Annotated in this window: 12 protein-coding genes; 4 read left to right on the top strand and 8 right to left on the bottom strand. The window is 62.6% G+C overall.

Going from position 1 to position 12808, the window contains the following annotated elements:
* Positions 1-11 precede the first annotated feature (11 nt).
* Positions 12-371: a type II toxin-antitoxin system Phd/YefM family antitoxin gene (locus tag TU82_RS04970; protein WP_082631965.1), complete on the top strand. Its 360-nt coding sequence runs from the start codon at positions 12-14 to the stop codon at positions 369-371.
* Positions 368-745, top strand: coding sequence for a type II toxin-antitoxin system VapC family toxin (locus TU82_RS04965; protein WP_057722017.1), 378 nt, complete (start codon positions 368-370; stop codon positions 743-745). Before TU82_RS04970 ends, TU82_RS04965 begins: the two co-directional genes overlap by 4 nt.
* Before the next feature lie 27 nt (positions 746-772).
* On the opposite strand, the gene TU82_RS04960 is transcribed toward TU82_RS04965, so the two are convergent.
* Both TU82_RS04960 and TU82_RS04955 read right to left on the bottom strand, forming a co-directional pair.
* Entirely contained in the window at positions 773-2092 is a 1320-nt protein-coding gene (locus TU82_RS04960; protein ID WP_057722016.1) for an Nramp family divalent metal transporter, read from the bottom strand.
* Positions 2093-2130: 38 nt separating this feature from the next.
* Positions 2131-3687, bottom strand: coding sequence for a DUF726 domain-containing protein (locus TU82_RS04955; RefSeq protein ID WP_057722015.1), 1557 nt, complete (start codon positions 3685-3687; stop codon positions 2131-2133).
* A 257-nt stretch (positions 3688-3944) separates the two neighbouring features.
* On the opposite strand from TU82_RS04955, the gene TU82_RS04950 reads away from it, so the two are divergent.
* Together TU82_RS04950 and TU82_RS04945 are read left to right on the top strand one after the other, a co-directional pair.
* Positions 3945-5753, top strand: a complete 1809-nt coding sequence (locus TU82_RS04950; protein ID WP_057722014.1) for a monovalent cation:proton antiporter-2 (CPA2) family protein — start codon at positions 3945-3947, stop codon at positions 5751-5753.
* A 72-nt stretch (positions 5754-5825) separates the two neighbouring features.
* Positions 5826-6380, top strand: a complete 555-nt coding sequence (locus TU82_RS04945) for a DcrB/PsbP domain-containing protein (RefSeq protein WP_057722013.1) — start codon at positions 5826-5828, stop codon at positions 6378-6380.
* Positions 6381-6511: 131 nt separating this feature from the next.
* Here TU82_RS04945 and TU82_RS04940 read toward each other — a convergent pair whose 3' ends face one another.
* The 6 genes from TU82_RS04940 to TU82_RS04915 form a co-directional block, all read right to left on the bottom strand.
* Positions 6512-7228, bottom strand: a complete 717-nt coding sequence (locus TU82_RS04940; RefSeq protein ID WP_057722012.1) for an alpha/beta hydrolase — start codon at positions 7226-7228, stop codon at positions 6512-6514.
* A 10-nt stretch (positions 7229-7238) separates the two neighbouring features.
* Positions 7239-7994, bottom strand: a complete 756-nt coding sequence (gene cobF, locus TU82_RS04935) for a precorrin-6A synthase (deacetylating) (RefSeq protein WP_057722011.1) — start codon at positions 7992-7994, stop codon at positions 7239-7241.
* A gap of 45 nt (positions 7995-8039) precedes the next feature.
* Positions 8040-8594 carry a histidine phosphatase family protein gene (locus TU82_RS04930; RefSeq protein WP_057722598.1) on the bottom strand — a complete coding sequence of 185 codons (555 nt, stop codon included), beginning with the start codon at positions 8592-8594 and terminating at the stop codon, positions 8040-8042.
* 77 nt (positions 8595-8671) lie between these two features.
* A complete protein-coding gene (locus TU82_RS04925; RefSeq protein ID WP_057722010.1) occupies positions 8672-9991 on the bottom strand; it encodes an MFS transporter in 1320 nt (439 codons plus the stop codon).
* A gap of 33 nt (positions 9992-10024) precedes the next feature.
* Positions 10025-11554 carry a class I adenylate-forming enzyme family protein gene (locus tag TU82_RS04920; RefSeq protein WP_057722009.1) on the bottom strand — a complete coding sequence of 510 codons (1530 nt, stop codon included), beginning with the start codon at positions 11552-11554 and terminating at the stop codon, positions 10025-10027.
* A 3-nt stretch (positions 11555-11557) separates the two neighbouring features.
* Positions 11558-12736, bottom strand: coding sequence for an acetyl-CoA acetyltransferase (locus tag TU82_RS04915; protein ID WP_057722008.1), 1179 nt, complete (start codon positions 12734-12736; stop codon positions 11558-11560).
* Positions 12737-12808: the final 72 nt, after the last annotated feature.

Raw genomic sequence — 12808 nt, 5'->3', positions numbered from 1 at the left:
GGAGTAATGCCATGGATGTCATGTACTGCAAACCGTCGCCCATTGAACGGGCGGCTTCAGCAAGTGGTTTGGCCGTTTTTGATAGCTCACGTAGTTTTGGCTATATTTGGCCCAAACACGGGGAAAACCAAATGACCATCATACCGTTGGGCGAGGCAAAAAATAATCTGTCGAAACTGGTTGATGAAGCTGCCGCCGGCAAAATCATTACCATCGCCAAGCACGGGCGCGCAGTGGCGCAGCTTGTTCCTATCGGTAAGTCCAAAGCTCGGCGAGTCGGCGCGATGAAAGGCAAGCTGGTCATTCCGTCAGACTTCGACGCGCCACTGTCAGAAGATCTGCTGGATGCCTTCGAAGGTGTCCATTCATGAGGGTACTGCTGGATACCCATATTCTGCTTTGGGCACTCAATGATGATCCGAGGTTATCCAGCAAAGCGCTCAGATTGATTGAAAATGCCGCCGATGTGTATGTTAGCGCGGCGACCTTCTGGGAAATGGCCATCAAGGTCAGCGTGGGCAAGCTCGCTGTCGATCTGGACGAAATTCGTGACCACTGTGTGGAGAGCGGGTTTATCGAATTGCCGATTACCTCAGAGCACGCGATTGCGGTCAAGGAGCTCGAGCCACATCACAAAGATCCCTTTGATCGGCTGATTGTCGCCACGGCAATCAGTGAACCCATGAAGCTGTTGACCTCTGATGCGCAGGTTGCCCAGTACAGCCCTCTCGCAATCCTGGTCTAGGCCACAGCCGCGCAGCAGACGGGTAAGTCAGAACACCCACTGCCCAATCAACCACGCATTCGCCCCACTGATCACCGCAAACAGAAACCACGCCAGCATCCGCGTGGGCAGGCGGTTAACGAACGGCCCCATCAATTGCCTGTCGCCGGTCATGCGAATCAGCGGGTACAGTGCGAAGGGCAACTGCAGGCTCAGGACCACCTGGCTGAGAATCAGCAGCTTGCCGATGGCGTCGTCGCCCATCAGCCACACCCCGAGAAACGCCGGGATCAGCGCCAGCCCACGGGTGATCAGGCGGCGCTGCCAGCACGGGATGCGCAGGTTCAGGTAGCCCTCCATGATCACCTGCCCGGCAATCGTGCCGGTGAAGGTCGAACTCTGGCCCGAGGCCAGCAAGGCGATGCCGAACAGGACACTGGCGAACGCGCCACCCACCAGCGGGTCGAGCAGATGATAGGCGTCCTGGATCTCCACCACATCGGTATGGCCGGTCTTGTAGAACGCGGCGGCCGCCAGCACCAGGATGGCCGCGTTGACCAGCAGGGCCAGGGCCAGCGAGCCAATGGTGTCGATGCGCGCCAGCTTGACCGCGTCCTGTTTGCTGGCCAGGTCCTTGCCGATCATGCGGGTCTGCACAATGGAGCTGTGCAGGTAAAGATTATGCGGCATCACGGTCGCACCGAGGATGCCGATGGCCAGGTACAGCGGCGCGGCGTCGCTGATGGCCGACAGGGATGGGGTGAAACCGCTGAGCACGTCCGGCCAGTAGGGTTTGATCAACACCAGTTCGATAAAAAAGCACACGCCGATGGTCGCGACCAGCGTCAGCATGATTGCTTCCAGGCGGCGGAAACCACGGTTCTGCAAGGCCAGGATCAACAGCGTGTCGAAGGCGGTGATGACGATACCGGTGGTCAGCGACACACCGAGCAGCAGGTGAAATGCCAGGGCGCAGCCGAGCACTTCGGCGAGGTCGGTGGCGATGATGGAAATCTCCGCCAACGCCCACTGGGTGCGCGCCGAGCGCTTGCTGTAGCGCTCGCGACACAGTTGCGCCAGGTCCTTACCGGTAGCGATACCCAGCCGCGAGCACAGGCACTGCACCGCCATCCCCGCGAGGCTCGCCAGCAACACCACAAATAACAGGCTGTAGCCATAGCGCGACCCGGCTTCGATGGCGGTCGCCCAGTTGCCGGGGTCCATGTAGCCGATGGAGATCAACAGGCCGGGTCCGGCGAACATCAGCACGCGCTTGAAGAACGACGCCTTGGGGTCAACGACAACGGAGCCGGCCACTTCCGGCGGGCAGAAGGGGGCGGTAGCAATTTTCGGCAGGCTGAATTTCACGCGGTATCCCAGGCAAACACACAAGTCAGGGCGCCAGCTTAGCAGTCCGACGCGACCGTGCGCATCACCGTCTCCCGAGGCAGGTCAAACGCTTCAACCACTTGCACCACCAGGCCCAGCTCCTGGTTCAGTGCCTCACGTTCGAGGCGCTGGCGAATCACGCCGACCACCAGCACCGCCAGGGTCGTGATCGAATAAGCCGGCCCGGAAAACGCCCGTACGCCGCTGACCAGCAACATCGCGGCCGCCACCGCCTGGCCCACCACCGGAATCGCCGTGGCGGCGCCGCGCCGCACAATAAACCCGGTAAGCCCGGCCAATGCCGTGCCGCTCAACGCAGTGGTGGCCGAACGGCCCATGTTGAAACGCGTGAACACGCCTTGCTCTTTTTGCATCGCGGCCTTGAGTTCGGCGTCGAACGCCTGGCGGTCGGCAGTGCTGAGTTTGTCCTGGTACTGCTCGATCAGTTTTTCCGCCACCTGCGCTTCGATATCCGCCAGGGCAACGCTGGCAACGGTATCGTCGAACTTGATGCCCAGGCGTTGCGCCACCGCTTCGGCGATCTGGCGATAGGCCACGCCGTGCCCACGGGCCAGGTTCATGAAACTGTCGCCACCCATGCGCTGCAACTCGATAGCGAGCTTGCGCGGTTCGCGCACACTGGCATCAATCGAGGCGCTGCGCTTTTGCGCCATCAGCTCGGCAAGAAACTTCAACTCATCCGGTCGCGCCTGCGCCAGGATCGGAAACAAGTCCGCGTCCTCTTCGGCAAAGCGCACTTCACTGCTGCGCAGGTCGGCGCGGATCAGGCCACGACGCTCCTGCAGCAGGTCGGTGTACTGCACCACCGTTTTCAACTGCGGCCAGTAGGCGGCATGGTCGAAGCTGGCCAAGTGAACATTGGTGACCTTGGCCTTCAGCGCCGGCGTCACCGCGATGGCATAGCGGCCAATGCACCGCTCGGTGTCCGGCTTCATTGCCAGTGCCCAGTCCTTGCTGGAGTGGCAATTGATCACCCGCCCCTGGAGCGGTGCCGTCACCGCCTCCCAAGGGCTCGACGTACAGATCGCCCCGCCCATCAGCAACAGATTGTTCAACGGCAGTTCATGGGCGACTTCAGGGCTGGCCAGCACACTCTTGACCAGGATCCGCGCACCCAGGGAGTGCCCAATGAGATTGATTTGTCGCACCTGCAGCGATTCGGCGTGCAGGTAGCTCGCCAGCTCGGGCAGCAAGGTCCTGGCCACTTCATCGACCCGCGCCTCGACACTTTTGTAATGGTCGAGAAAGTAGGCAATCGCCTTGCCCACCCCCACCGTCGCCGCGCCCAGGCCACCCCCGCCCAGCATCGAGGCGATCACTTCCTTGAAGGGTGCAAACAGGTTTTCCAGGAAGTGCCCCGCCGGCCAGAACAACATCAGGTTGGTCGAGCCTTCAATGCCCGCCAGTTGTTCCTTGAAGCCAGCCAATTGCTGCTGGCTGAAAAACGCCGAATAACCGTGAACATAGAGATTGAGCACGTCCCCCTGAGGCTCGCCGCACAGGACGAACGTGGGCTTGCGGGTGCGGTGCATTTCATCCCACTGGTGCTGCATGGGCCGGTGACTCCTGGTGGCAAGGGACTGTCATGGTAACAAAGAGCCAATCAAGCCGAGATGAAAACACCAAGCGTCGCCAAGCGAGGACCGCTCGGCACGCGACATTGTCAGCGCCCTGTAAATCGGGCTTTCACCCAGCATCCGTTGATCGTCGCATCAAAAATACAAGTTTCAAAATGTGAAAACGCGCTCTAATAGCGCCCTCGCCCATGCAGGGCGTCAGCAGTTGATCCAAGTAAACAATGGAGTTTGCAATGCCCCATGAAGGCAACCTGTTACAAGCAGCCGTGGTGTTCCTGTTCGCTGCCGTGCTGGCCGTGCCATTGGCCAAGCGCCTGCAACTGGGCGCGGTGCTGGGCTACCTGTTCGCCGGTGTGATCATCGGCCCATCGGTGTTGGGCCTGATCGGCAACCCGCAAAGCGTGGCGCAGTTCTCCGAATTGGGCGTGGTGCTGTTGCTGTTCATCATCGGCCTGGAGCTTTCGCCCAAACGCTTATGGGTGATGCGCAAGGCAGTGTTCGGCGTCGGCCTGGCCCAGGTGCTGCTCACCGGACTGGTCATGGGCGTGGTGGCGCTGTGGCTGTTTGGCCAGTCATGGAACAGCGCGATTGTGCTGGGCCTGGGCCTGGCGCTGTCCTCCACCGCGTTCGGCCTGCAAAGCCTGGCCGAGCGCAAGGAACTCAACCAACCCCACGGGCGCCTGGCCTTTGCGATCCTGCTGTTCCAGGACATCGCGGCAATCCCCTTGATCGCCATGGTGCCGCTGCTGGCCGGCAGCGATCATCCGACCAGCGAAGCCCAGGGCGTGCAGCACGTCTTGCAGATACTGGGCAGCATTGCCGTGGTGATCATCGGCGGGCGCTACCTGTTGCGCCCGGTGTTTCGCATCGTCGCCAAGACCGGCTTGCGCGAAGTATCCACCGCCACCGCACTGCTGGTGGTGATCGGCACCGCCTGGTTGATGGAGCTGGTGGGCGTGTCCATGGCCCTCGGCGCCTTCCTCGCCGGGCTGCTGCTGGCGGACTCCGAATACCGCCACGAACTGGAATCCCAGATCGAACCCTTCAAGGGCCTGCTGCTCGGTCTGTTCTTTATCAGCGTGGGCATGGGCGCCAACCTCAGCCTGCTGCTCAGCACGCCGCTGGTAGTGATCGGGCTGACCTTGCTGCTGATCGGGTTGAAACTGCCGCTGCTGTACGCCGTGGGTCGCATGGCGGGTGAGCTCAATCGCGAAAGCGCCCTGCGCCTGGGCGTGGTACTGGCGGCCGGTGGTGAGTTTGCCTTCGTGGTGTTCAAGATCGGTCGCGACCAGGGCCTGTTCGAACCGCACCTCTACGACGTGCTGGTGCTGACCATCACCCTGTCGATGGCCGTCACACCGTTGCTGCTGCTGATATGCCCGAAGCTGTTCAAAACCAAGGTCAAGCCGGTGGACGTGCCCGAGGAATACCGCGCCATCGAAGGCGATGCGCCGCGTGTCGTGATTGCCGGCATGGGCCGGATGGGCCAGATCGTCGCGCGAATCCTGCGCGCGCAGAACGTCTCGTTCATTGCCCTGGACACCTCGGTGGAAACCATCGAACTGACCCGCAGTTTCGGCGGCATGCCGGTGTTCTACGGCGACCCGCAACGCCCGGAAATCCTGCATGCGGCCAAGGTCGACCAGGCGGAGTTCTTCGTGATCGCCATGGATGACCCCGAGATCAACATCAAGACCGCCGAACTGGTGCGCAACCTCTACCCGCACATGAAGATCATCGCCCGCGCGCGTAACCGCCAGCACGTACACCGCCTGGTGGACCTGGACGCCTCGCCGGTGCGTGAAACGTTCTATTCCAGCCTGGAGATGAGCCGCCGCACCCTGGTCGGCCTCGGTTTGAGCCAGGCCCAGGCCGATGCACGCATCGACCGTTTCAGGGCCCATGACCAGCAAGTCCTCGCCGCCCAGCATGCGGTGTATGACGATGCGGCCAAGGTCATGCAGACCGCCCAGGAAGCCCGTACCGAGCTGGCGCGCCTGTTTGAGATGGATCGACTGCAAGAAGAGTCCGACAAGGTGTGAGGCTGCAGGTGAACGATCTTGCGAATTTTCTGACAGAATACGCCGCAATTTCGTTCATCTCTGGAGCGCTTCATGGCCACGTTCACCAAGACTGCACTGCTGCTGGCCCTCGCGCTTACCGCCGGCAGCGTATGGGCTGCCTCCAAGGCGACCACGCAAACCATCTCCACCCTGGGCGGCAAGTTCACCTTCAACCTGCCCAAGGCCTACACCGCCGACACCCTGCCCTCCGGCAAAGCCGAAGATGGCACCGCCGACACCCAGGGCACCCTGTACGCAAACGCCACCACGAAAAGTGTGGTGATCGTCGCCGAAACCGTGCGCAACGATGGGGTAGCCATCCAGGATAACGACCCGCAGTTCCTCGACGGCGCCGTGGCCGATTTCGTCAAGAACCAGAGCGCCGCCCTGCCCGACTTCAAGAAGCAAAACGAGAAGAAACTCACCTACAAGGGCCTCGGTCTGCGCCAGGTCGACAGCACCGCGACCCAGGGCGGCGGCAAGACCTTGAACTCCACCTTTCTCGGCGGGTCCGGCAATCAGTTGCTGGTGATCCAGGCGATATCGCGGGCGGATGACGTGAAGGGGCATGCTGCGCTGGTCAAGCAGATTACCGGCGGCAAGTAAGCCAATCTCCCAAGCGACACAAAACCAATGTGGGAGGGGGCTTGCCCCCGATAGCGGTGTGTCAGTCGCAATATCTTTGACTGAAGCACCGCTATCGGGAGCAAGCCCCCTCCCACATTTTCAACTGCATTTCACTTCAAACTTTTTTCCAGCCAGGCTTTCAAGTCCTGCACTTCCGCCTCGCTGATCGTATGATTCATCCCCGGATACCCATGAAATTCCGGCTTCAACCCAATCCCCTCCAACACCTCATTCGCCCGCGTTCCCGAGGCATAGGGCAGCGCCTGGTCCAACGTGCCATGGCCGATAAAGATCGCCAGCTTGCCCAACGCGTCATTCGGCTTGAGCTCGGCCTTGAGCACCGGCAACACACTGCCGCTCAGAGCCGCTATGCCACGCAGCAGCTCGGGCCTGCGCAAGCCCACCTCATAGGACATGATCGCGCCCTGGCTGAACCCCACCAGGAACACCCGATCACTTTGGGTGTGGTACTTGGCGGTGGCCTTGACCACAAAGTCCTTGATCAGCCGGGCGCTGCTGGATAGTTCATCGGTCTGGCCGTTGTACTCAGGCTCATCGGTCTTGGTAAACCAACGATAACCGCGCGGCTCCACCGGCAGCGGCGCACGCACCGACAGGTAGGTCCAGGTGGACGGCAAGGCGTCCTTGATGCCAAACAAATCTTCCTCGTTGCTACCAAAACCATGCAGGAAAATCACCAACGGCTGGTTGCGCGCATCGCCCTGGGTCTGTTCCAGGTAGGACAACGGCAAGTCGGTGTGCAAGCCGTTATCGGCATGAGCGGCTCCGGCCACCAGGGCCAACGCGAGGGCAAGCTGTTTGAGCATTGGGTTTACCTCAGGGTTTGCGCAACAAATAGGTGTCCATGATCCAGCCGTTCTCCAGGCGCGCCGCCTTGCGTACCCGTTCGATTTCTTCTGCCACTTGCGCCACTTTACCGCTGATCAGGATCTCGTCCGGCGTGCCCAGGTAGGCACCCCAGTAGATATCCATGTCTTGATCAGCCACGCTGCGGTAGGAATCTTCGGCATCGAGCATCACCACCAGCGTGTCGGCATCACTCGCCTGCCCCGCCGCCAGGCGCCGCCCGGTGGTAATTTCAATGGACTTGCCGATCCGGTTCAACGGCACTTTATGCCGGGCCGCCAGGGCCTGCACGCTGGTAATGCCGGGGATCACCTCGAACTCGAACTCACAGCGACCGTCAGCCAGGATCGCCTGCAGAATGCGAATGGTGCTGTCGTACAACGCCGGGTCACCCCAGGCCAGAAAAGCGCCCACTTCTCCGTCGGCCATTTCCTCGTTGATCATGCGTTCGAAGGTCTGCTGCTTGTCGCGGTTGAGGTCGCGCACGGCGGTGGTGTAGTCAATATCACCGCGTGCGCGCTCGGGGCAATCGGCCTCGACGAAGCGATAGCCGGGCTCGGTGATGTAGGTCTCGCAGATTTCACGCCGCAGGTCGATCAGCTTGTCCTTGCTCTGCCCCTTGTCCATCAGGAAGAACACGTCGGTGCGGTTCAGCGCCTTCACGGCCTGCATCGTGATGTAGTCAGGGTTGCCGGCGCCGATGCCGATGATCAGGATGCGTTTCATGGGTTGCTCTCATTGCGGGGCGTGGATTTTGCCATGATCGGGGCATCAGGCGTGAGTTTCCAGACGCAGGCGCCAGACCGCGTTGAAGCGCAGCTCGGTGTGGGACAGCGGTTCAACGTCGATCCGGTAGAACATCGAGGCCGGGCACTGCATGACGTACAGCAGCGCGGCGCGGATGACGAAAGGATGAGTCACCGCCAGCACGTGGCCGGGCTGACTTTCCTGGGCCTTGATCCAGTCCCCGACCCGCGTGCACAACTGCCCCACCGTCTCGCCGCCATGGGGTGCGGCGGCACTGTCGGTGAGCCAGGCGTTCATCTCACTGCTGTCGAGATCGCCGATCGCCTGGCCTTTCCAGTGCCCCAGGTTCAGGTCGCACAGGGCCGGTTCGATGCGCGGCTGCGCGCCGAACAACGCCGCCGTCTGCCGAGCTCGCACCTCCGGCCCGCACACCAGGCGCACAGCCTTGGGATAACGACCGGCCAAGGATGACTGGGCGCCTTGCCAGTCCATCAGCAGCGACTCGTCATCGGCAAAGCGTGCCTGTTTCTGCGCCGCCGTGGCCGCATGGCAGATCAGGGTCAAACGGGTAGCCTGCACGCCATTCACTCCGCTGGGATCAGGCTGCCAAGCCTGGCGCAGTTAACGCGTCGATGCAACGCCCGACTACCACGCCTTCAAGCCAATGCCGCCCCTGCAGGCGCTGCCGCAGGGCTGGTGCCGGCCACGAAGTCCTCCTTGCGCAGCAGCACCAAGGCGATCAAGGACACCAACCCGGTCGCCACATAGAAGTACCAGGGCGAGGTGATGTCACCGGTCACCTTGATCAGCCAGGTGGAGATCAGCGGCGCGCTGCCGCCGAACACCGCAACCGGCACGTTGTACGCCACGGCAATCCCGGTGGAGCGGATGCGTGTGGGCAGCAGTTCGCTCATCAGCGCATAGGTGGACGAAGCATAGAGGCCGAACAGAATCGCCACCGCCATCAACGGCGCGAAGAAGCTTGCGGGGGTGGCGGTGGGGGCCATCTTGAACAGCCAGAACATCGCCAGGGTCGCCAGCGTGCCGATCACCATCAGGAACGGCTTGCGCCCGTACCTATCGGTAAAGGCGCCGCCGAACGGCATGACGAAGGCGGCCGAGAAGCTGGCGACGAACACGTAGAGCAAGGTGGTGCCGCTGTCGAACTTGAGAATTTTGGCCATGTAGGTCGAGGCAAAAGTCAGCACCAGATAAAAGATCGAGCTGTGCAAGGTGATGATGAAGAACACCAGGGCAATCGCACGCTTCCACTGCCAGACTTCACGCAGAGGCGCGCGCGAGGTTTGCCCGGCGCGTTGCAGGGCCAGGAACTCGGGGCTGTCTTCGAGCTTGAGGCGGATGTACATGGAAATGAAGCCCAGGGGCGCGGCGATCAGGAACGGCACGCGCCAGGCCCACGCCTGCATCATGTCGGCGCCCAGCACCCAGGTCATGCCATTGGCCACGGCGCCGCCCAGCAGCAGGCCAAGCACGGCGGTGACCATCAACCAGCAGGTGGCAAAGCCGCGTCGGCCGGGACCGGCGTATTCGGAAATGAAGCTGGTGACCGTGCCGATTTCACCGCCCGCCGAGAAGCCTTGTACGCAGCGCACCAGGATCAACAGGATCGGCGCGGCGATGCCCAGGGTCGCGTACGTCGGCAACAACCCGAGCATCACCGTGGAGCCGGTCATCATCACCAGCGCCATGATCAGGGTTTTACGCCGGCCGATCTTGTCCGCCAGCGGGCCGAAGAACAGCCCGCCCAGGGGCCGGATGAAGAAGCTCAGGGCGAACGCGGCAAAACTGGCCAGCAGGCTGGTGGTGGGGTCATCGGAGACGAAGAATGCCTGGCCGATATAGACGGCAAGAAAGCCGTAGACGCCATAGTCGTACCACTCGATCAAGTGGCCGGAGGTGGCACCGAGAAACGCACGGCGGCGTTTGCGGACAGTGTCTTGCGCGTGATTGCCCATCGAGGGGACTCCTTGTCTGTTTGTCGATCCATGCTAAAGCGCGGCGATACTCGCTGCTTTGAGCCATTGCCGCAAGTCGGTCTTGAGGATTTTGCCGTAGCTGTTCTTGGGCAACTCGTTGCGCCACACGTACTTCTTCGGTTTTTTGAATGACGCCATGCGCGCCGTGAACCATGCGCCGAGTTCGCCTTCGTCGAGGGGCCGGCCGCTGCGCGTCACCACGAACGCCACCACCGACTCGCCCCATTGCGGGTCCGGCTCGCCCACCACGCAGACTTCAAACACCTCGGGATGCTGGGCCAGCACTTCCTCGACTTCACGCGGGTACACGTTACTGCCGCCGCTGATAATCACGTCCTTGGAGCGATCCGTCAGGGTCAGGTAACCGGCGGGGTCGAGAAAGCCAATATCACCGGTCAGCAACCAGCCGTCGACCAAGGCCTGGCGCGTGGCCTCGGGGTTACGCCAATAACCCTGCATGACCGTGGCGCCACGTACGGCAATTTCGCCGCGCGCCCCTGTGGGCAGCGGTTGGTGCTTGGTATCGAGAATGCGGATTTCCACGCAGGCTTGCGCATAACCAACGGAGGCGGCCAGAGTCGCCCAGTCGGGGCGTTGGCGGTCGGCAATCAGCCCACGGGGCAGCACACTGATGGTCATCGGGCTCTCGCCCTGGCCGTAGATCTGCACCAGGCGGGCGCCGAAGGTGTCGACGGCGTCGCGCAAGTCGGCCAGGTACATCGGGCCACCGCCGTAGACAATGGTCTTGATACCTTCGCCGCCGTAGCCCTGGCGCCGCGCCTGCTCGACCATGCGCTTGACCATGGTTGGCGCGGCAAACAGCGAAACACGGCCCAGCTCGGCCGCCAGGCCAAACAGCTCGGCGGCGTCAAAACCGTTGGACGCCGGTACCACATGCCGCGCGCCGCAGCGTACATGAATGAAGTTATAGAGCCCGGCGCCATGGGACATCGGCGCGGCATACAGCGCCGCATCGTCGGCGCTTACCGGGTCGACATCGGTGGCGTAGCACAGCGACATGGCGACCAGATTGCCATGGGACAGCATCACGCCCTTGGACCGCCCGGTGGTGCCGGAGGTGTAGAACAGCCAGGCAAGGTCGTGATCCTGGCGCGGCACCGGTTGCGCAAGCGTCGGCCTGCCAAGGTCAGGCGGCAGCGCGTGGCCATCGACCTCCGTGCAGCGCTGGGGCAGATCGCGCGACGAAAACACCCGGCCGCCATCGGTAAAGATCAGCCGGGCCTGGGCGTTATCGGCGATCCACGCCGCCTCGGTCGGGTGCAGCTTGGCGTTGATCGGCACCGCCACCGCCCCCATCCACCAGATGGCGTAGAGCAACTCCAGGTAGTCGCAGCTGTTTTTCATCAGCACCGCCACCGCATCCCCCGGCTGCAGGCCGTGCTGCTCCACCAACTGCGCGGCGCGCTGGCGCACATGGGCGGTGAAGGTGGCGTAATCGGCCACTTGCCGGGAGCCGTCGAACAGCGCCGGGCGTTGCGGGTCGCGACGCTGGGTGTCGTGCAACCAGTTGGCAATGTTCATGGGTCAGTACCGGCGCGCATGCAGGACCGAGGCGTAGTTGGCCACCGCCAGGCCACCCATGTTGAACACCAGCCCGAATTCGGCATTGGGCACCGCCAGGCCGATCGGTTCGCCGGTCAATTGCCGGAACGCCAGGGCATGCATCGAAACGCCGGTCGCGCCGACGGGATGGCCCTTGGCCTTGAGCCCACCGGAAAGGTTCACCGGCAAGCGCCCACCGGCGCGCACCACGCCGCTGTCGAGCACACGGTGCCCCTCGCCCTTGGGCGCCAGGCCCATGGCTTCGTAGATCAGCAGCTCGGCGATGGTGAAGCAGTCATGCACCTCGGCGAAACTCAGGTCGGCCAGGGTCACATTCGCCCCGCGCAGCGCCCCATGAATCGCTCGCTGCGGGCCTTCAAACGCGAGGATGTCACGCTGGGCGATGGGCAAGGTGTCGTTGACCTGGGTCATCGCACGGATCTGTACATCGCGGCGAAACGCCCGCGCCCGCTTGGGTGAAGCCAGGATGATCGCCGCAGCACCGTCGCTGATCAGCGAGCAATCGGTGAGGCGCAGCGACTCGGCCACGAACGGGTTGCTCTGGGACACGTTGTTGCAGTGCTCGAAATTCATCTCCCGGTGCATCTGCGCCAACGGGTTGGCCATGGCATTGGAGTGGTTCTTGGTAGCGATCGCCGCCATCGAGCCCAGCGGGCTGTGGTAGCGCTCGGCGTATTGACGCGCGGCGCGGCCGAACAGTTGCGGGAAGCTCAGGCCGGCCTCGGCGGCATCGTTCTGGTAACCGGCGCCGGCCAGCGCCTGGGTGACGGCGACCGTGGAGGTGTGGGTCATTTTTTCGGCGCCCACCACCAGCACCAACTCGGCGCTGCCGGACAGGATCGCGTTGACCCCGGCCTGGATCGCCGCCGAACCGGATGCACAGGCGTTCTCACAGCGCGTGGCCGGCTTGAAGCGCAGCCCGGGGTCGGCCTGCAGCAGCAACGAAGCGGCAAACCCATCCGGCACCAGCCCGGCATTGAAGTGACCCAGGAACAGCGCGTCGATCTGCGACGCCTCGAGGTCGGCATCGCTGAGGGCCTCACGCGTGACCTGAACAATCAGATCCTCCAGCGTAGTGCCTTCCAAGCGACCAAAACGCGAATGACCAGCGGCAACGATAGACACGCAATCAACAGGCATAATCAATTTCTTCTGTTCTTGAACCGGACTTTCCCTACAATGACCCACCTCAAGGCGCGGGCCAATTCGTGT

The sequence above is a fragment of the Pseudomonas orientalis genome (assembly GCF_001439815.1).
GTDB classification, from domain to species: domain Bacteria; phylum Pseudomonadota; class Gammaproteobacteria; order Pseudomonadales; family Pseudomonadaceae; genus Aquipseudomonas; species Aquipseudomonas orientalis.
Note: the sequence above shows the minus strand (reverse complement) of the source record. Positions and strands in the feature narration are given on the sequence as shown.